Genomic DNA, 20,271 nt, shown 5'->3' with positions numbered 1-20,271 from the left:
AAGCCCCTAAATTTCATCCTTATCCTATCTCTATCTCTAATTTTCTTAATTCTTTTGAAAATGTTACGCAAACATCTTCCTTCTTCTTATCTGCTCTTTCATTATAAAGCCGCCAAGAAGCGCATCAAATTCAGGCATCTTACAGCCATAGCTATACTTGCCTGTTTCAGCGTTATACAAAGACCTAATAATATAGGCATGCATATCAAAGGTTTCTTCCTCTGGTGTGTAACTAAGTCGCACTCTATCGCCCTTCTTAAACTCTCTATTAGTTATGAAGGCAAAACCAGATTCTGATATATCCTTTACTAAAACGCTTTCTTTTTGCTCTTCGCCATTCCTATAAATACCTAGCTGTAATATCTCATCAACTGGTAATCTATAGGCCCCGCGCCTATTATAATTCTCGCTCTCCAAGTTAGTATCTTTAATACGATAATAAACTCTTGCCCCAAGTGGGAGGGTTTCAACTTTAACACCTCTCCATATGTATAGCTTATTAAGTAATTGGCAATAAATGTTTATCTTATCAAGTGGCATTCTAATGTTCTTACCAGCCACCTTAACACAGGAAAGAATTAATACCCCATCTTTCTTTCCCACAATGCGAGTCCCAAACTCGTGGTAACTATCGGATAATGGAACCTGTAAAGTAACCATGTTTCCAGTAATTAATTCAGATAAATTCATACTCATTTCTCCCTTTAAGCTAAATTTACCATTCAAAATCAACATTTTAAATTGCTATTATACCTAAAAAGGCTTATATAGATATTATACTCTTGATATGCTTAGTTATCAAGGTTAAAGTACAGGGAAACTATATAAATCTTCTAGTATCCAAAGTAAGCATCTAAAACGTCTCTAGCCACGTATTGAGCAGAAGAAACTCCTGTAAAACCGCCTTCAAGAATGACGCATATTGCAATCTTAGGATTATCTGCTGGCGCAAAGCCAACAAACCAGGAATGATAATTTGAGCCATCTCCATACTGTGCCGAACCTGTCTTTCCTGCTACAGATACACCATAATTTCTAAAGGCTGAACCTGTACCTGTCTTGCAAACCTGCTTCATACAAGTTGTTATATATTCTGCCTGTTTCTCTGACATCATAATTCCTAGCTCTTCTGAATCGTATGAGATAACGGTATTTCCATTGCTATCTACTACTTTATCGACAAGATAAGGCTTTAACATAACCCCATCGTTGGCAACACTTGAAGCTATCATTAAATTATGAAGTGGGCTAATCATTGTCTGCCCCTGTCCAATGGCAGTTTCTTCTACAGCACTAATTGAAGAGTCCGTTGTAAGGGAGAAGGAACTCTCATTATATGTAAAATCAACACCTAAAGACTGGTTAAATAGGAATCTAGAAACCAAGCTAATATACTCTGCTCTTGTAAGGGAGACGCCAATAGTTGCAAAGGCTGAGTTACAAGAATTTGCAAAAGCTGTAACTAAGGTTTCATATCCATGAACTGTATTACTTGCACAGTTAATCTTAGTACCGCCACTAATTGAAACGCTACCAGAACAGTTAAAAGTAAAATCCTCATAATCGGAATTTTGCTCCATATAGGCAAGTAAAGTTAATATCTTAAAAGTAGAACCCGGTGGGTAAAGACCCTGAGTAGCTCTATTTAGTAAAACCGAATCATCGCTATCATAAGTTAACCAAGTAGAATAATCATCTACCGCATCATTAGGATCATAACTTGGATAAGATACCATACAAAGAATCTTACCAGTTGTTGGATCCATGGCAATTACTGCACCCTTGTTAGTTCCAAGAGCTTCATAAGCTGCCTTTTGAAGTGTGACAGAAAGAGTTGTATAGACATCATCGCCCTCATACATCTCTCCATCAATATCATCACTAATCTGGCTTAAGACATTGTCTGCCTTAGAAAGTAAATAGTAGTTTTCTGATAATTCAAGACCACTTCTACCATTGTTATTAAAGCCCACAACGTGGCTAAACTCTGAACCAAGTGGATAAACTCTAGTTTGATTTCCTTCAGAATCCACCTGTGTTGTTGCAAGCACAGTTCCATCTGAAGCAAGAATATCACCACGAATTACATTATCTTCCTGAGTATCTACCAAGCTATTATAAGGATTATTTAAAATGTCCTTAGCTAAAAACTCATTAAAAATAACAAGATAAACCATAATTATGGCAAAGATACTCATAAAGCAATAAGAGATAATATTTGTCTCTTTATTTCTTAAACCTTTTTTTGAATTTAATATATCTTTTTTATCTTTCTTTTTTGACTTCTTTTCCATTTACTGTCTCTCTTTCATCATGTCTCATATTATACATAGCATTTATTAAAGCAAACATCACTAAAGAACTAAGTAATGAACTACCACCATAACTAACAAATGGAATTGTAACACCTGTCATTGGAATTAACTTAATTGAACCGCCCACAGCTAAGAATACCTGGAAGCCATAAGTTACGCCAAGTCCAACTGCCACAAGTCTATAAAATAAAGTATTACATCTACTTGCAATATTCATCATTAAGATTAGGTTGTTTAAGCAAACCAAGAATAGGGCTAGCGAGAAAATAATACCGAACTCCTCAGTTATAGCAGCAAACATAAAGTCTTTTATTGCAACTGGAATCTTTTCTGGTGCTCCCATTGTAAGGCCGTAACCAAACCAAGAACCCATGCCAATAGCAAATAGTGCCTGAGTTATCTGATAGCCTGTAGTATCAATATATGACCAAGGATCAAGCCATACTGTAACTCTCGCCTTTACATGACTAAAGGCCTGATAAGCAAGAGCAGATGCCCCTGCAAATGCAACAAAGCCGCAAGCTAAATATCTAGCCTTACGTGTTGCAAGATATAACATCATTAAATAACAAATAAAGAATATTAATGCTGCACCTAAGTCTGTTGCTGCCACTAGTAAAAGACAATGTAGTCCTGCCGCAATACTTACTAAAACAATTTGTCTAAAATCCGTAGATTGATTGAATGCAGAAGCCACAAACAAAACAAAGGTAATCTTTACAAATTCTGCTGGCTGAATTGAAAACTCGCCAATAGAAATTGTTAAGTTAGCACCAAATACTTGGTTTCCAAGTAACAAAACTACAAGTAAAACTAAACCGATTCCACAGTAAATCCAAGCGAAATTTCTAAAGGTCTTAACCTTTTTAAATAGGGCTGGAATTATAAAGGTAACAATAGTGGAAATAGCTGCAATAACCAATTGTTTAACACATTTATCATAATCAAGTCTTGCTATCATGACAAAACCAATGGCCATAAGCATACACATATTATTAATAAGCAATTTCGAAGCCTTTGGATACAAAAGGTTGTAAACCACAATGACTACAAAGAAATATATAAACTCTACTACGTAGAGGAAAATGTATTTCACATCATCGTAGGCCACATAAAGAATGCTATAACAAAGCAAATGTATCAAAAAGCCTAACAAGTACTGCCAAAAATAAATCGTGCCTCTTTTCTTCTCCTTAGTCGTATAGCCAATGTAACCCGATAAGCAATAAAAAGCCATAAGAAAGGCTAATACGTATTTTGATAAATTAAATAACAATGATTGCATTTATTCAACTCCTCTGTAAAAATGTCCATATTCTACAATCTCATTTTTATCTCTTACTAAATTCTTTGATAACTTAATGTTCTTTTTCATCTTATCTAATCTTTCTGAATTATCCTCATTAATTTCTAGAGCATCAAAGATAGCTAGTAAATCCTCTTCCTTTTCAAGCTGAATACGAAGATGACCGTAATTTAATTCCTTTATTTCCTTCGTATCTAATAAGTTAATCATTTTACTATCCATTTGCATGTAGCAGAATGGACAGACAGATTTAACCTGATAATCTTTATTTTTACCGTTTCTGATAGTATAATTTTCCATCTTTTTGTTGCATTTGTCAAAAGTCTTTTTAGGGCACTGCTCGCTTACCATTAGGGGCGCTCTATAGACTGCCTGAAGCTCAAAATCAGGATCTAAAACATCTGCTAGTTCTCTATTATTAAGTTCTAGAGGAGCACTAAAGCCAGAAAGCTTTAAATTCTTAACTCTGATTTTTTCAAGCTCTTCCTTTGCAAATTTATTAAAGCAATACATATTACTATCAAAGACAAATTTAAATCTTGCATCTGCATTTTCATAAACACCAAGACCCAATTCGTCTATTAATTCATCCACGGTTCTTAATTCTTCTAAGTTTCTTATTAGAAAAGCATTAACCCCTAAATTAATAGCAGTTTCCACAAGTTTTCTAAAAGTATTCTTATGACTAATCTTATAGATGTATGGTAGGCTTAGGTAAAAATCACATCCAAAGGCTTTGATTTTTTCTATCTCCTGCTTTATCTCCTCTAATTCTTCCTCTTCCTTTAGCTTAGATGAAATCTTATAAAGGGAAGAAAAATCTAGATAAACTCTTGAGATTTCACTATAGTCTTCTATCTTTTTACTTAAGTCAAAATTTGTAAAATACAGACTTAATCCGTATTTAGAAATTTTACCACTATTAGTTTTAAATGCCAAACTATTTTGACCATTAAATGTCCTTTTTTTACAATTTATTAATTCATAGTCTAACTTCTCAATTAATTCTCTTCTTAGTTTCTTAATTGAGCCCATTGGTAAAAATGCATTGCCATTAAGATAGATATCAAGATTATTAAGTCTAAAATAGCTATCTCCCATCTGTGAAAGGGCCTTTTTAATACTCTTTTCATCAATGGCTGCATTCTTTGCTTCCTGCACTAAATCCCCTGTTACACTAACATCGATATATTCAGAAACTCTTTCCTCTTCGCCCTTTCCATAATAGCTATTGCCATAATTTGGATTTTTTAGACTAGCGGTTAGGACTGCATTTTCATTAACACTTACATAGATGTTAAGATCTAAATCAAGTTTTGGTTCATTATTTACAAAATTATCTTGAACTAATGTCTTTAGGGCTGCGTTATTCATTCGGTTAACTACTCTACCAGGATTTAGCTTATATTTCTTTGGAAGGTTAACCACTAACTCCTCGTTAGCCTTTAGGGCCTTACCGCTTGTAAAGCTAGCGCCCTCTTCAATTTCAAAGACATCTCCTGGATTAATCTCTTCAAGGGCCTTAAATTTCACCCTACCTGACTGGTTAGAAATTACCTTCAAGCCCTTAGTTCCCATATGGTTAGGTCTATTTAAAGATAACATATCCTTACCCTTACTAGCATTGTAATAACCTGTTGTAAACATGCCTCGATTATAAATATCAAGAAGGTCATTAATGTCCTTTTCTTCCACCTTAAAGCCTTTTCTTCCCTTTTCAAAATAGATATCAAGGTACTTTCTATACATGCTTGTAACAAAGGCGGCATAGGTAACATTTTTCATACGTCCCTCAATCTTAAGGGAATAAACTCCTGCCTCAATAATATCCGGTAGGATGCTTAGCCCGCACATATCCTTTGGACTTAAAATGTATCTCTCATCTTTTCTATTGATGATTTCGTTATTATAATCCACCTCGTAGGGCATACGACAAGGCTGGGCACAACGACCTCTATTACCGCTTCTACCACCATTAAAGCTAGATAAAAGGCACTGTCCAGAATAGCAATAGCATAGGGCACCATGAACGAAACTCTCAATTTCAAGTTCAGGGATTTCCTTATGAAGAGTTCTTATTTCTTCAAGACTCATTTCTCTTGAAGTAACTACTCTCTTTGCCCCAAGTTCCTGTAAAATCTTACTTCCCTTTGGTCCTGTCTGTGTCATCTGGGTACTAGCATGAATATCCATATCTGGGAAATTCTTATGAATAAGATTAAACACGCCTAGGTCCTGCACAATTACAGCATCTAGACCTTTCTCGTAATATGGAATTAAATAATCAATAAGGGATTTTGTAATCTCTTGTTCCTTTAAAAGAGTATTAACTGTTAGATATATCTTCTTGCCATATCTATGAGCATACTCAATTATCTCTAGCATTTCCTCTGGGTTTAAGTTTCCTGCATAGGCTCTTGCGCCAAACATATCTCCACCTAGATAAACTGCATCGGCACCAGCATTAATAACTGCCTTTGCAATATCTATAGAGCCGGCAGGGGCTAAAACTTCAGCCTTTGCGTTATTGTTTAAAATAATATTAGAATTTTTCATATAGCTCCAATTCTTTTATTTGCAATAATAAAAGGGGGTTTTTAAAACTCCCCCTATCGCATTTTCTTTTCTGTCTCTAATCTTACAATTTCTTTCTGGTATTTCTTCACTTCTTCCTGAAGCGACATAATACTTTTATTAGCAGCATCCTGCTTAATGCTTGCTGCAATTAATTCATGTTTAAGATCATAGATTTCTTTGTCTTTTTCTTCAAGCTCGGCTGATAAATTATCGCCCACTCTCTTTGCCTTAAAATAGTCATCAGCAATATTTAAAAACAAGAGATTCGATCTTAAATCTGATGATAATCTTTTAAAACTATCTTCTTTGTTGTATTCCTCTATCTTATTATTGATATAAGATGCAACCTTCTGTAGATATTCCTCACTTTCATATCCACCTACAGTAAGCACCTTACCTCCAAGAACCACCTGAGTAGTATGTTTTTCTTCCATTTTTTAATCCTCCCATTTGGGTTTTTACACAATATAATTTAATTAAATTATACAGTATTTTTTATCTTCTATCAATAAAATTTAGGATTTGTTCCATTATACGACAAATTCTAAATAAATAAAGACCTAATTTTCTTCTATTTGCTTATTATAGTCTTTTTCTAATATTTCATAAGCTAATTTACTAGCAACCCTACCTCGTGGAGTTCTATTAATAAAGCCATTCTGAATTAAATATGGCTCATAAACATCCTCAAGTGTGGAACCATCTTCACCTATAGAAGCTGCTAAAGTATCAAGTCCTACTGGTCCACCATCATATTTATCAATAATAGTTTCAAGGATAAGCCTGTCATTCTTATCAAGTCCAGCCCTATCCACATCAAGTAAATTAAGGGCATAATCACATACGTCCTTAGTAATCACGCCGTTATATTTAACCTGGGCAAAATCTCTTACTCGCTTAAGCAATCTATTGGCAAGTCTTGGTGTACCTCTAGATCTTCTTGCAAGTTCATTAGCGCCCTCACTATCAATGTCAACTTCAAGTACCGATGCAGATCTTACAATAATCTTTTCAAGCTCTGCCACAGTATAGAATTCCATGTGCGATACCACACCAAATCTATCTCTTAAAGGTGCAGATAAAAGACCTGCTCTAGTTGTTGCACCAATTAGTGTAAATTTTGGCAACTGAAGACGGATAGAACGGGCAGTTGCGCCCTTACCAATCATAATATCTATCTCATAATCTTCCATTGCTGGATATAAAACCTCTTCTACCTGGCGATTTAATCTATGAATTTCATCCACAAATAAAATGTCGCCCTCACTTAAATTATTAAGTATAGCTGCCATTTCTCCTGGTTTTTCAATGGCAGGGCCTGAGGTAACTTTTAAATTAACTCCCATTTCGTTGGCAATAATACCAGCAAGTGTAGTCTTACCAAGTCCTGGAGGTCCATAAAAAAGGCAGTGATCTAGGGCATCTCCTCTATTCTTTGCCGCCTCAATATAGACCTTAAGATTTCTCTTAATCTTCTCCTGACCTATATAATCATCAAGACTATCCGGTCTTAGAGAATTTTCATTACCAATATCTTCTTCAGTTATTTGGGTAGAAATCAATCGTCTCTCCATAATTCGTCCTCTTTTTTATTATTCTTTTTGAAAATGTATTCTAGTCTTTTAGCTTTAACGATTAATAAAGATTACAAGAAAGCCAAATTCTTTAAACTCTCCTTAATAATATCATCAAGGTTCTTTCCACTAATATCAACCTTCTTAACTGCATCCATAGCTTCTCTTTGTGAGTAGCCAAGAGATACTAAAGCCTCAATCGCATCATTTTTAAGGATTAAGTCATCTGAAGGCTTAGTGCCAACATTTGCATTAAGAATTAAAGCCTCTTCACTTTCAAGCTTTAATTTATCCTTAAGTTCTATAATAAGTCTTTGAGCAGTCTTAGCTCCAATGCCTGGTGCCTTCTTAATGGCATTCACATCATCAGATAAAACTGCATATCTAAGGTCATTGGCACTAATAGTTGAAAGAATGCCAAGGGCTGCCTTTGGGCCAACACCATTAACATTAAGTAAGAGCTTAAATACGTTTAAGTCATCTCTAGTTAAAAAGCCGTAAACGTTAATGGCATCCTCTCTTACATAGAGGTATGTATAGACCTTAATATCCTCTCCTATGGATGGGATATTTGATAGCACCGTTGCTGGAACCTTAACATTAATGCCCATTCCATTATTCTCAACAACAATTGTATCTTCAAAAACTTCTGCAAGTTCTCCTTTTATATAAGATAGCAAAACAATACCTCCCTAGTCTGAAATACTTAAGCAGTGATTAATAAACTGCTGTGCTGTTCTTCCTGAGAAGCCACCATGGGCAATTTCCCACTTGTTAGCCTCAAGTAAGAGCTCGTCAAGTTCAAGCTTAATATCATTTTTCTTAGCAAGCTCTATTACAATATCCTGGAATTCCTTCTTTGCTGGCTTACCAAAGTAAATCTGGCAACCAAATCTATTAACAAGGGATAACTTCTCTTCCATGTTATCTGACTTGTGAATTCCATTATCGATTTCCACATCATTTCTATCCTTCCAAGTCTCCTTAATAATATGTCTTCTATTAGAAGTTGCATAAATAAGGATGTTATCAGGTCTAGTCTCAACACCACCCTCAATTACTGCCTTTAAGAACTTATACTCAATTTCAAATTCCTCAAAAGATAAGTCATCCATGTAAATAATGAACTTATAATTTCTATTCTTAATCATAGCAATAACACTTGAAAGGTCCTTAAACTGATGCTTGTAAATCTCAATCATTCTAAGGCCTTCGTTATAATACATATTAACAATTGCCTTAATAGATGTAGACTTACCAGTTCCACTATCACCGTAAAGAAGGCAGTTATTAGCTTTTCTGCCCTTAACAAAGGCTTCTGTATTCTCAATTAACTTCTTCTTTTGAATATCATAGCCAACTAAATCATCTAAAACTACAGTATCCATGTTATTAATTGGAATAAGTGAAACTTCATCGTTAGTATCCTTAATTCTAAAGGCCTTATTAAGACCATACATTCCAACACCAAAAGCCTTATAAAATTCTGTTACAAATTTAAAGAAATCCTCTCCAGACTTAGCAGTTTCAAGCTGTCTACTTAAATTTCTTACCTTCTCTGATACATTTGCATTATAGACAAGAGTGCTCTTCTTAACGGCCTTGTAGTTTGAAATTATATCAAAGACCTTAATAGATAACTTTTCTTCAATTTCGCTAAAGTCGTAATTAAAGATCTTATAAAAGTTTTCAAAGTCTGACTTAGCTAAAATGTTTACACTGCCCTCATTGGCACCCACCTTTTCGCAAGTTACACTAAAAGGAGTTTCTGTGCTAATTAAAAGATAAGTAATGTAGTTATGCCATAAATTTTCATCAAAACCAAAGTCTGTAGAAATCTCTAATAATCTTCTAATCTCGTTATAAATTCTATTAGTTAGCTCCGATTTATCATAATCCTTTGTAGAAAAATCTTTGAAAATATCGGACATCTTATAAAGAATACTATCTCTTTTTATGTTACTAAAAATTAGTAAATCACTTACTTCTTGATACATTTAAAGCCCTTCCTCTTTTTCCTAATTTGTTGTTCTGTTACAAATATATATCCACCAAGTAAAATTATGCCAAGGAAACTTACCACCTTTCCCTCATCAAAAAGCGGCGTGTTATAGACTAGCTTAATTTCATGGTCGCCGGCAGTTACATAGATGGCCATATAGGTTAAATTGCCCTCTAATATATCTACTTCTTCCCCATCCACATAGGCCTTCCAGCCCTTAGAATATGGAATTGCAAAGGTTAAGAATTTAGCGCTATCAAGACTAATATTACCAGTAACAGTATCTATGCCAATCTCCATATCATCAAGACTATTCGCTGATAGCTTGTTGACATAAGAAGAGATTCTGTCTGTTTCCTGACTCATAATCTTAATATCATCATAGGAATAAATTCCCACCTTAGGGAAAGTAATTGTAATGGAATTAACCGCATCATTAGAGTAACCCATATTGACGCAGAAATCCTCTTCACCATTATAGTAACTATAACTTGGTGTAAAATAGCGCATATTCTTAGTTGCCCCATTAGAAGCTGTAAGGCTTAACTCTACGTTAGTAGAAGAAATCTTATGGAATAACCAATCGCTAAATATTGTAGCCTGTTCTGAATAATCAAGGGAATTCCATCTTGTGGAATTATATAAATCAAGAGGATCATACTTTGAATCTCCATAGTAAAGCTCATAAGTTGAAGCATTGCTATAGTTCATACCATCAATTACAAAATATGTCTCTGTATTCTCTTTACCTGTAAAATTAATTGTTATGCTAGCTCCAGCCTTTGTAACAACTAGACTATTATTCTGCACTGATACATCTTCAGAATTACAATTAATTGTATAATCTAGGCTTTCACTAGAAAAATCAATATCATCAAAATAAGCTGCTGAATCGTCATTCTTAATAGCCGCCTGACTCTGTGCATCAGTTGATAAATTCTCTGCCTGGGAATCTGATAAAACAATTGAGTTCATCATAACTTCCTGTAACTCAACTCCGTTAAGACCTGCCACCTGATCCTCTGTAACATAAGAATCATAGCTATAAGTAAGTGGAAGGGCGTTAACATTTCTATATATCTTATAACCCATATAAGTTCCAATATAGACAAATCCGTTAGGAATCTGCACCTTCTTAGTCAAGTCCACAAGGTAATACTGAGTTGAAGATAGAGAAAGAAGGTAAGTTCTATCATCATAGCCAATATACTTATGTGGAAGCTCAGTATTAAGAGTAATTCCAAGGGCTGATCTAAATCTTGATACATACTGGTTAGTTAAAGTCCAGTAATACTGTGATGAAGATAAGCCGTAAAGCATATTAGAATTATAATCAAGGTCAGAACCTGTATATCTTACAAAGCTCTTATCAATATTAGTATTCTCTAAATATGTAAGAAGCGCTGTATTCTCGTTGCTATAAAGTAACATATCTAGGTCGTCTACTGAAACGCACTCAGATACGTAATTCTCTCCCGTTACTGAATTCTTATAAAAGCTATTAACTGCAATACTAATAATAGCCACAATAAGAATGCAAATCTGCTTAGTCTTTCTACTAATTACTGGCTTTCCAGCATCCGTACTCATAAGAGGCATTAAAACAATTAAAAGCACGAAGCCAAGCATAAGCTGAGAAAAAGACTTAGTGTTTCTTGCATATTCAATAAACATACAAAGTCCCATGTAAACTACCATTACAATAAGCATAACAAGGCCTTCCTTTGCCTTAATATTAAGTAGGCTCTCCCACATAACTACTAAGACATAGGCGTTAAGTAGCGCAAAGGCAAAGCTCCATCTATTACACATATAAGATAGGCCGTTTAAAACCTGTCCAAAAAATGGAATAATCATAATTATAAAGCAGATAAAGAAATATATCTTTAAAAGGGTATTCTTCTTTCTCTTTATAAAAAGTAGGATTACTGCAAGCACCGTTGGAATTGCATAGCCCATGCAAAGCCAGTAACTATCACCTTCAGAAACATAATTTGAAATCATCTGAAGATAGTACTTTACAGGATATATAAAATAGAAAGGTGTAGCTGTCTTAAATCTTGAATCTGATAAAAAGGCATTAAGCACTGGCATTACAATTATTGCCGATGGAATAACCGCAACAATAGAAGCTAGAGCAATCTGTCCTAACTTAGTAAGCATCTTTTTGATGTCCTTTTTATACAAATATATCAAGCGCACAAAAACATAAGCTACTGTTAATAGCACCTGCATATAAAAGAAGTAGAAATTACTAATAGCTGCAACAAAAACTGCAGCGATAAAAAGGTAAGGTCTTATTCCCTTTAAAATCTTCTCCACACCTAAAATTAAAAGTGGAAAATAAATCATTGGATTTAGAAAATATGGATGTCTTAGAGCATTTAACATGCCCCAATAACAAAATACATATGTAATAGCACCTGTTAGTACGGCTGTTGTTCTAACTCTTCTTGTGGAAAAACATAGCCATGAAAAAGCAAGGCCTGCAAGATATAATCTAAGCAAGATCATTGCTTCATAGAAAATGTACATATAATTTGAAGGTACTAAAAATGCAAAAAATGCAAAAGGATCCCCTATTACATAGTAATTAAGAGTGTTTAATACATCTCCACCCTCTCCTATGGCAAAATCCCATTGATTAAATTCTATTCTATGCTCCACAAAGAGCTTATAAAAGAATTCCTTTAAATAATCAGCATAGTAAAGTAAGGCTTTAAAATGCTGTTCCCAACCATCAGCTTTCCAAATAAAAGTTTTACCTGACACAAAATTGTAGGAAAAAACAAGAATCGCTGTAATTACAAATATCAAGGAATATATTCCGATGTATCTTAATACTCTTTTTCTTATTTTTCTTTTATTATTTATCTTAGTTTGACTTATTTCGTTCATAATATCTTTGCCCTAATTTATTTTAGTCTATACTTAAATTTACCATCCTATAAACTCATTATATTTTAGCATATTAAGGCCTATATTACTAGAACAAATTATCGATTATTTTATGAATAAACTATGTTTTTCCACTATTTAAGCCCTTTTAGAGCAAAAAAGAACTCCTTTACTTTATTTAAGTAAAGGAGCCCTTTTCGTTTTATTTTATTTTTCTATTATGCATGAATATGAATAACCTGCTTTGGACACTTATCAGCACACATGCCACAGCCTACACACTTGCTATAATCAATAATTGCACAATTATCAACTACATGAATTGCATCAAGCTTACATGTCTTTTCACAGATACCGCATGCAATACAGCCTGTGCTACAAACATCAATAACAGCCTTACCCTTATCCTTGTTTGCACATTCTACAACATATTTCTTCTTTGCCTTTGGCTTGTAAGGAATTAAATCGATTAAGTTTCTTGGACAGATGTCGACACATTTGCCACAAGCCTTACATTTTTCCTTATCAACCTTTGCTACGCCATTGATAACATGGATAGCATCAAACTCACAGACATCAACACATGAGCCATAACCCATACATCCGTAAGTACAAGCCTTAGAACCACCATTAGGAACAACGTTCATATCCACGCACTTCATAACACCTGAATATGTGAAGTTTTCCTTTGCCTTATCACAAGTACCTGAACACTTAACAAAAGCTGTCATACGAACTGACTCTGTTGCTTCTGTTCCCATGATTTCTGCGATCTTAGCAGCAACTGGTGCACCACCAACTGGACAAGCATCAATCTTTGCCTCTCCTGCTGCAATTGCCTTAGCTAGGGCATCACAACCTGCATAACCACAACCACCACAGTTGTTTCCTGGTAACTCATTTCTAACATCGATTTCTTTTTGATCTACTTCAACGTAGAACTTCTTTCCCATTACACCAAGGAAGAGGCCTAGAAGTAAACCAGTTATACTAACTACTGCAGCTGCAATAACTACTCCCATCTTTACTCCTCCTTTTTATAAAATTCCTGAAAAGCCAAAGAATGCAATTGACATAAGACCTGCTGTTAAAAGTACAATAGGCATTCCCTTAAAGCTTTCTGGAACATCATTATATTCAATACGTTCACGAATACCAGCCATAATAATAATTGCAATAGCAAAACCAATAGCTGTACCTACACCTGAAACAACAGATGTAATAAAGTTATAACCGTTTTGAACGTTAGTTAATGCAATACCAAGTACTGCACAGTTTGTTGTAATTAAAGGAAGATAAACACCAAGAGCTTCGTAAAGTGCTGGGCTTGTCTTTTTAAGTAACATTTCTACAAACTGAACAAGAGTTGCAATAACTAAGATAAATACGATTGTATTAAGGTATGTTAAATCAAGTGGAGTTAAGATAAAGTCATAAATAAGACTACAAATAGCTGATGAAATTGTAATAACTCCAATAACAGCGCCACCCATACCGGCTGCTGTATTAATTTTCTTAGAAACACCAAGGAATGGACATAAACCTAAGAACTGACTTAATACAACGTTATTAACTAATGCTGCTGAAATAGCAATAATAAGTAAATTCATACTATGCCTCCTCCTTATCTAATGAGCCAAGCTTGTGACCAAGCTCGTCTGTATCACCTGCTAAATAGTCAGGAACCTGTGCTGGCTTCATGCCCTTTCTTCTCTTAACTCTGTTCATAATAGCTACAAGCATAGCAAGCATGAAGAAGGCACCAGGAGCTAAAATAAAGATTGAAGCTGGTGTGTAACCAAACTTAGTTAAGTCTACTAAAGCAGAACTTCCTGATGAAAGGATTGTTCCTGCGCCAAGTAACTCTCTACAAGCACCAAGAACTGTAATAGCGATTGTAAAACCAAGTCCCATACCAAGACCATCAAAGGCTGATGGAAGGGCTGGATTCTTTGAAGCATAGCTCTCAGCTCTACCAAGGATAATACAGTTTACAACAATAAGAGGAATATAGATTCCAAGCGAGTCATAAAGTGATGGTAAAAATCCTTGCATAAGGAACTGAACCATTGTAACGAATGAAGCTACAATTACGATAAATGATGGCATTCTTACACCATCTGGAATTACATTACGAAGTAATGAAATAACAAGGTTTGATAATACTAAAACTACTGTTGAAGAAAGTCCCATACCAATACCATTGATTGCTGATGTAGTAACCGCAAGTGTTGGACACATACCAAGAGTAAGTACAAGTGTAGGATTTTCCTTAATAATACCGTTATATAAACGCTCTACACACTTATTCATTAGTTATTACCTCCTTCATTAATAGTTTCAAATACAACTAATGCTGCGTTAATAGCCTTTGTCATAGCCTTTGATGTTACTGTTGAACCTGAAATAGCATCAACAATTTCATCTCCAGCTTCTGAGCCTGTACCGTCTGTTACAAGGCTAAATTCACTAGTTGTTGCACCCTTAAACTGGTTTAAGAAACTTGGATCTGTCTTAGCTCTCATACCAAGACCAGCTGTTTCACCAATTGAAAGGATTGAAGTTCCAAGGTATTCGCCACTAACGCTTAAACCTACTGAGAACTTAATGTCTCCAGCGTAACCGTCATGGGCTGTAACTGTAATAACATAACCTACTGTTTCACCGTTACTTGTTCCCTTTACAACTTCTGATATGTCATCCTTAGAAAAATCTGTTGCGCTATCCTTAAGTAATGAGCTAAGGTAAGCGACATCGTCAGCATTTTCCTCAGAATAAAGAACTTCGAATTCACTAGCATCTGCTAAAACTGTTTCATAAGCTTCCTGCTTTGCCTTTTCATTCTGTGCAGCAATTGGCTCTTTTGTTACCTGATAAACAAGACCAAGTAAGACACCTGCTACTAAAGTAATGATGAAAAGAACTGAGGCATCTTTAATAATCTTTCCCATAATTTAAGCTACCTCCTTCTTCTTTTCTGCTTTCTTCTTACCAAATGATCTTGGAACTGTAACTCTTTCAATTAGAGGTACAAGTAAGTTAGAGAAGATGATTGCATATGAAACGCCTTCTGCTGAACCACCATACATTCTAAAGATAAATGTAAGAATACCAAGTAAGCAACCAAATACTAACTTACCCTTAGGTGTGATTGGTGATGTTACATAATCTGTTGCCATAAAGAAGGCACCAAGAAGTAAACCACCGCCACAAATTTCGCAAGCTAAGTAATAAAGGTCAAACTGATGTCCTGGTGCAAGTAAGAAGATAAGTACTGCAAAACTTGCAATGTAAGCCACTGGAATTCTCCAGTTAATAATCTTCTTACAAAGAAGGTAAATAGCACCAATAAGTAAACAAATTGCAGATGTTTCACCGATTACACCGGATGTTGTACCAATAAACATATCAAGTAACTTTGGTGAATTAGCAACCACCTCTGCACCTGGCTTTAAGATAGCAAGTGGTGTAGCGCCAGAGTATGCATCAACTGCAAATGAATTACTAGTAACGAAGTTTGTCATTGGGCCTGTATAAGCAATAAGTAAGAAGCATCTAGCACCAAGGGCAGGGTTCATAAAGTTCTGTCCTAAACCACCAAATAACTGCTTAACAATAATAATTGCAAAAGCACAACCAACAATTTCAAATCCCACATTAAGTGTTGATGGGATATTAAGTGCAATAAGTAAACCAGTAACTGCAGCACTTAAGTCAGATACTGTAACTTTTAAATGCATAAAATACTGATATACGGCTTCAAAAGCTATACAAGCTACTACGCCGACAATAATACGAATTAATGCATCAAATCCAAAATTATAAATTCCAAATAGCGAAGCAGGTGTTAAGGCAATTAAAACATCGCGCATAACTGACTGAGTAGTTACCTTACTACGCACATGTGGATTAGTGGAAACGTTAAATTTCTCGCTCATGTTTTTATTCCTTTCTACTTCTTTCTTCTATTAGCTAAGACTCTCATTCTCATAGACTTAATCTGCTGTGTAAGAGGTCTCTTTGCTGGACAAACATATGAACAGCTACCACACATTACACATTCCATACCGTCAAACTTTGTAAATCCTTCTTCATCATTACGTGAAGCAAATTCAGCAAGCTTTGTTGGAAGTAAATGTTCTGGACATCCTTCAGCACATCTGCCACATCTAATACATGCACTAGCATCAATCTTTGATACGATATCTTCTTCAAATACAAGTAAAGAAGAACTTCCCTTAACAACTGGTACATCAAGGCTATACATAGAGAAGCCCATCATAGGACCACCTGAGATATACTTTTCTGGTTCGCCCACAGGACCGCCAGCAGCCTCAAGTAACTGTCTGTAGTTTGTACCAAGCCATACATAGAAGTTTCCAGGATTCTTAACGCCATCACCTGTAACTGTACAGATTCTCTTTGTAAGTGGCTTACCCTCAATTACTGCAAGGTAAATTGAAAATGCTGTATCAACATTATGTACGATACAACCAGCATCAGCTGGAAGCATAGACGAATTAATTTCTCTCTTAGTAGTAGCGTAAATTAAGCTACGTTCACCACCCTGAGGATACTTAGTCTTTAATTCCTTGACTTCGATATCAGCTTCAGATTCAACTAACTTCTTCATTTTCTTAATAGCTTCAGGCTTATTATCTTCAATAGCAATAATACCCTTAGCATGATCAAATAACTTAAGTGCAATCTTAAGACCCATTACAACCTTATCGCCTTCTTCTAAGAGTCTGCGATAATCTGATGTTAAGTATGGTTCACACTCTGCACCATTAATAATAATGTAATCAATATTCTCTGGATTTTTTGGTGATAACTTAACGTTAGTTGGGAAACCAGCTCCACCCATACCAACAACACCGGCAGCCTTAATTTTGTCTAAGATTTCTTCTCTAGTTAAATCTTCAAATTTAGACTCCTTATACTCTATCTCCTTATACTCTCCATCATTCTCAATAATGATAGAATTGCACTTGCCACCTGTTGCAAGTGTTCTAGGCTCGATTGCTTTAACAGTACCAGAAACAGATGAATGAATATTTGCGGATACGAATCCACCAGCTTCTGCGATTAGCTGACCAGCCAAAACATAGTCACCCTTGTTTACAAGAGGTTTGGCAGGTGCTCCAATGTGCTGTGAAAGCGGAAAAACCATCTCTCCTAGGGCAGGGAATAATTCCTTAATAGGCTTATCTTTAGATAACTCTTTGCCATCGAAAGGATGTATACCTCCCTTAAATGTACACTTTCCCATTGATTTCTCTCCTTTTTTTTAAAATTGCTCATGCCTAAAGTGTTTGTTATAAATCAAACAAAGTCCTTAAACGAAAAATAACTCACTAAAAGGCCTAAAAAATTAGAACTTTTGGTGAGTTAGATTTTGAGCACTTACCATTAAAGCTTAATGATAAATTTTAACTAAAATCTCTTTACTTGATTATTTTATATCATTAAGAAAAATAAATCTACTTTTTTTTGCATATATTTTCGTATATAATAGACAAAAAATGATATTTTCTTAACAGTGTTTTTTGTGAAATTTATATCAAGGGAGGCAACAAATTGTATACTGTAAACAAACAAATCGTTGATACAAATCTTTTAAATAGCATAGATAATTTTTTAACAATATTTAATAAAAGCCGCACAAATACTGTGTTTTTCGATATAGAAACCACTGGTCTTTCTGCTAGAAATTCCATGATTTATCTCCTAGGTTACATTAAATTTAATGGTAAAAACTGGGAATTAAATCAGCTATTTTGTGAGAAGGCTGAGGATGAAATTGCCCTAATTTTAACATTCAATAAGGTACTATCAGGGGTAAATGTACTAAATTTAGTACACTATAACGGAGACAGTTTTGACATTCCTTTCCTAAAAAAGAGGGCAAAATTTCACGAATTACCAATTGAAAAGGAATTTTTACAGGAAAATTCTTATGAATCTATGGATCTTTTTAAAATTATTAGAGCCTATAAAAATAAACTTCCCCTTGAAAGTCACAAGCAAAAGGACGTGGAAAAGTATCTAGGCTATGAAAGAAAGGATAAATTTAGCGGTAAGGAGCTTATTAAGCTCTTTAAGGACTTCATTGCCTTTAAAGAGGAAGAAAAAAGAGAGTTAATTCTTTTACACAATCACGATGATTTAATGGGCATGCTTCATATATTAGCTACTACTGCCCTAAGCCAGCTTGAATTTATAGCTAACAATAAGGTCTATCTAGAAAATCTACTTAATAACGAGATAAATAAAGAGGCTAAGCTAGACTTTCTTCTAGAGGAAAAAGACTTACAATCAGAAATTAATCTTTCTTTTAAGCTTCTAGCCCCACTAGCTAAGGACTTTAATTTTAACTCTGACTACTTTTCTTTAAAAGTAACTAAGGAAAATGTATCTATAAAGATAAAAGTAATTAAGACGGAGTTGAAGCATTTTTATAAAAACTATAAAGACTACTTCTTTATACCAAATGAGAATAAGGCAATACATAAATCTGTGGCTAATTATATTGATAAAGAGTTTAGAATAAAAGCGACAAAAGAGAATTGTTATATCTGTCATGCTTCTAGATTTATTCCGGTCTTTGAGGAATTTGAGGAGATAAACATTTTCAAAGAGAGTTTTGAAAAAAATGATCTCTTTATGGAATTAAAGGATATGGAGGCAATAAAAAAAGCGGCATACCTAAGTGTATTAATTAAGTACGCCGCTAATTCATATTAGTTTAAGTGCTAGTTTTCCCTTTCCCAAAAGAAAAGTTTAAGGCTTTAGGTCTTAGACTTTTCTATAGAAGAAGAGCTCGTCAAAATCATAGCCTAATTCCTTATGATTTATGATCTGCTCAGTGTTTCCAACAAAGAGGCAGCCATCCTTTACAAGGGACCTATTAAACTTTTTATAGATTTCATCCTTAGCCTCTTCTGTAAAGTAAATCATTACGTTTCTACAAACGATTAAATGACAATTTGAAGGATAACTATCCTTTAAAAGATTTGCCTTCTTAAAATCTACGCACTTCTTGATTTCATCTGAAATCTTAAAGTATCTATCACCCATCTTCTCAAAGTACTTATCCTTATATTCCTTTGGAAGACCTGCTAGAGAATTAGCACCATAAACGCCATCCTGGGCCTTTTCTAAGACCTGAGAATCAATGTCTGTGGCATAGATTTTAACCTTATTTATTGGCACAAGCTTTGCCATAACCATAGCTAGAGAATATGGCTCATCACCTGTAGAACAAGCTGCTGACCAAATCTTTAAATTCTGACCAAATTTGCTAATTAAATCAGGTAAAATCTGTGTTTCAAGCGTCCTCCATAAATTAGGATTTCTATAGAATTCCGACACATTAATAGTTAGATAGTTTACAAACTCATCTAACTTTTCCTTGTCTGTCTTTAGGGCTTTAGAATAGGTTTCATAATCTGGAAACCTATTACGAGAAATTAAAGTGTCAATACGTCTCTTCATCTGCCTCTCTTTGTAGGCATTAAGATCAATGGAAGTTGTCTGGAAAACAAACTTCTTGAAATCTTCGTAATCTTTAATCATGTTGCCTCTTTCCTGCGATTG

The 20,271-nt window shown here is 34.7% G+C and carries 17 protein-coding genes; 1 reads left to right on the top strand and 16 read right to left on the bottom strand.

Annotation, left to right across the window (positions count from 1 at the left end; all coding sequences use genetic code 11):
• Nucleotides 1-63 precede the first annotated feature (63 nt).
• The 15 genes from BLQ66_RS04400 to rsxC all read right to left on the bottom strand — a co-directional run bounded on the left by BLQ66_RS04400 (nt 64) and on the right by rsxC (nt 17,944).
• Complete coding sequence (locus BLQ66_RS04400; RefSeq protein WP_074521130.1) at nt 64-690, bottom strand: PilZ domain-containing protein; 627 nt, start codon at nt 688-690, stop codon at nt 64-66.
• A gap of 143 nt (nt 691-833) precedes the next feature.
• Entirely contained in the window at nt 834-2,294 is a 1,461-nt protein-coding gene (locus BLQ66_RS04395; RefSeq protein ID WP_074521129.1) for a peptidoglycan D,D-transpeptidase FtsI family protein, read from the bottom strand.
• On the bottom strand, nt 2,266-3,600 hold the full coding sequence (locus BLQ66_RS04390) for an FtsW/RodA/SpoVE family cell cycle protein (RefSeq protein ID WP_074521128.1): 1,335 nt from the start codon (nt 3,598-3,600) through the stop codon (nt 2,266-2,268). The genes BLQ66_RS04395 and BLQ66_RS04390 overlap by 29 nt, the downstream gene beginning before the upstream one ends.
• Complete coding sequence (locus tag BLQ66_RS12010; protein WP_074521127.1) at nt 3,601-6,177, bottom strand: peptidase U32 family protein; 2,577 nt, start codon at nt 6,175-6,177, stop codon at nt 3,601-3,603.
• Nucleotides 6,178-6,230: 53 nt separating this feature from the next.
• A complete protein-coding gene (locus BLQ66_RS04380; RefSeq protein WP_027431828.1) occupies nt 6,231-6,632 on the bottom strand; it encodes a cell division protein ZapA in 402 nt (133 codons plus the stop codon).
• A 126-nt stretch (nt 6,633-6,758) separates the two neighbouring features.
• Nucleotides 6,759-7,772, bottom strand: a complete 1,014-nt coding sequence (gene ruvB / locus BLQ66_RS04375) for a Holliday junction branch migration DNA helicase RuvB (RefSeq protein WP_027431827.1) — start codon at nt 7,770-7,772, stop codon at nt 6,759-6,761.
• A gap of 71 nt (nt 7,773-7,843) precedes the next feature.
• Complete coding sequence (gene ruvA / locus BLQ66_RS04370) at nt 7,844-8,452, bottom strand: Holliday junction branch migration protein RuvA (protein WP_074521126.1); 609 nt, start codon at nt 8,450-8,452, stop codon at nt 7,844-7,846.
• Between the two features lie 12 nt (nt 8,453-8,464).
• A complete protein-coding gene (locus BLQ66_RS04365; RefSeq protein ID WP_074521125.1) occupies nt 8,465-9,769 on the bottom strand; it encodes an ATP-binding protein in 1,305 nt (434 codons plus the stop codon).
• Nucleotides 9,754-12,672, bottom strand: a complete 2,919-nt coding sequence (locus BLQ66_RS04360; protein ID WP_074521124.1) for a YfhO family protein — start codon at nt 12,670-12,672, stop codon at nt 9,754-9,756. Before BLQ66_RS04360 ends, BLQ66_RS04365 begins: the two co-directional genes overlap by 16 nt.
• A gap of 218 nt (nt 12,673-12,890) precedes the next feature.
• A complete protein-coding gene (locus BLQ66_RS04355) occupies nt 12,891-13,694 on the bottom strand; it encodes an RnfABCDGE type electron transport complex subunit B (protein WP_074521123.1) in 804 nt (267 codons plus the stop codon).
• A 15-nt stretch (nt 13,695-13,709) separates the two neighbouring features.
• Nucleotides 13,710-14,282: an electron transport complex subunit RsxA gene (gene rsxA, locus BLQ66_RS04350; RefSeq protein ID WP_074521122.1), complete on the bottom strand. Its 573-nt coding sequence runs from the start codon at nt 14,280-14,282 to the stop codon at nt 13,710-13,712.
• 1 nt (nt 14,283) lies between these two features.
• Nucleotides 14,284-14,985, bottom strand: coding sequence for an electron transport complex subunit RsxE (rsxE, locus tag BLQ66_RS04345; protein WP_074521121.1), 702 nt, complete (start codon nt 14,983-14,985; stop codon nt 14,284-14,286).
• The gene (locus tag BLQ66_RS04340) at nt 14,985-15,623 is read right to left on the bottom strand and encodes an RnfABCDGE type electron transport complex subunit G (protein ID WP_074521120.1); all 639 of its coding nucleotides are present in this window, start codon (nt 15,621-15,623) and stop codon (nt 14,985-14,987) included. Before BLQ66_RS04340 ends, rsxE begins: the two co-directional genes overlap by 1 nt.
• Nucleotides 15,624-15,626: 3 nt before the next feature.
• Nucleotides 15,627-16,610, bottom strand: coding sequence for an RnfABCDGE type electron transport complex subunit D (locus tag BLQ66_RS04335; protein WP_074521119.1), 984 nt, complete (start codon nt 16,608-16,610; stop codon nt 15,627-15,629).
• A gap of 14 nt (nt 16,611-16,624) precedes the next feature.
• A complete protein-coding gene (rsxC, locus tag BLQ66_RS04330; RefSeq protein WP_027431819.1) occupies nt 16,625-17,944 on the bottom strand; it encodes an electron transport complex subunit RsxC in 1,320 nt (439 codons plus the stop codon).
• Nucleotides 17,945-18,345: 401 nt separating this feature from the next.
• Between rsxC and BLQ66_RS04325 the strand changes: the two genes are divergently transcribed.
• The gene (locus BLQ66_RS04325; protein WP_180364694.1) at nt 18,346-19,419 is read left to right on the top strand and encodes a ribonuclease H-like domain-containing protein; all 1,074 of its coding nucleotides are present in this window, start codon (nt 18,346-18,348) and stop codon (nt 19,417-19,419) included.
• 51 nt (nt 19,420-19,470) lie between these two features.
• Here BLQ66_RS04325 and BLQ66_RS04320 read toward each other — a convergent pair whose 3' ends face one another.
• Entirely contained in the window at nt 19,471-20,250 is a 780-nt protein-coding gene (locus BLQ66_RS04320) for a CheR family methyltransferase (protein WP_074521117.1), read from the bottom strand.
• Nucleotides 20,251-20,271 lie beyond the last annotated feature (21 nt).

The sequence above is a fragment of the Lachnospira pectinoschiza genome, from assembly GCF_900103815.1.
GTDB lineage: Bacteria > Bacillota > Clostridia > Lachnospirales > Lachnospiraceae > Lachnospira > Lachnospira pectinoschiza_B.
This window is presented reverse-complemented; position numbering and strand designations above follow the sequence as displayed.

Bases quoted from the DNA above. Each gene is read 5' to 3' on its own strand.
- BLQ66_RS12010 (WP_074521127.1), bottom strand. From the start codon at position 6,177: ATGAAAAATTCTAATATTATTTTAAACAATAACGCAAAGGCTGAAGTT.
- BLQ66_RS04390 (WP_074521128.1), bottom strand. From the start codon at position 3,600: ATGCAATCATTGTTATTTAATTTATCAAAATACGTATTAGCCTTTCTT.
- ruvB (WP_027431827.1), bottom strand. From the start codon at position 7,772: ATGGAGAGACGATTGATTTCTACCCAAATAACTGAAGAAGATATTGGT.
- BLQ66_RS04360 (WP_074521124.1), bottom strand. From the start codon at position 12,672: ATGAACGAAATAAGTCAAACTAAGATAAATAATAAAAGAAAAATAAGA.
- BLQ66_RS04395 (WP_074521129.1), bottom strand. From the start codon at position 2,294: ATGGAAAAGAAGTCAAAAAAGAAAGATAAAAAAGATATATTAAATTCA.
- BLQ66_RS04380 (WP_027431828.1), bottom strand. From the start codon at position 6,632: ATGGAAGAAAAACATACTACTCAGGTGGTTCTTGGAGGTAAGGTGCTT.
- rsxE (WP_074521121.1), bottom strand. From the start codon at position 14,985: ATGAATAAGTGTGTAGAGCGTTTATATAACGGTATTATTAAGGAAAAT.
- BLQ66_RS04335 (WP_074521119.1), bottom strand. From the start codon at position 16,610: ATGAGCGAGAAATTTAACGTTTCCACTAATCCACATGTGCGTAGTAAG.
- BLQ66_RS04400 (WP_074521130.1), bottom strand. From the start codon at position 690: ATGAATTTATCTGAATTAATTACTGGAAACATGGTTACTTTACAGGTT.
- BLQ66_RS04320 (WP_074521117.1), bottom strand. From the start codon at position 20,250: ATGATTAAAGATTACGAAGATTTCAAGAAGTTTGTTTTCCAGACAACT.
- BLQ66_RS04355 (WP_074521123.1), bottom strand. From the start codon at position 13,694: ATGGGAGTAGTTATTGCAGCTGCAGTAGTTAGTATAACTGGTTTACTT.
- rsxC (WP_027431819.1), bottom strand. From the start codon at position 17,944: ATGGGAAAGTGTACATTTAAGGGAGGTATACATCCTTTCGATGGCAAA.
- rsxA (WP_074521122.1), bottom strand. From the start codon at position 14,282: ATGAATTTACTTATTATTGCTATTTCAGCAGCATTAGTTAATAACGTT.
- BLQ66_RS04365 (WP_074521125.1), bottom strand. From the start codon at position 9,769: ATGTATCAAGAAGTAAGTGATTTACTAATTTTTAGTAACATAAAAAGA.
- BLQ66_RS04340 (WP_074521120.1), bottom strand. From the start codon at position 15,623: ATGGGAAAGATTATTAAAGATGCCTCAGTTCTTTTCATCATTACTTTA.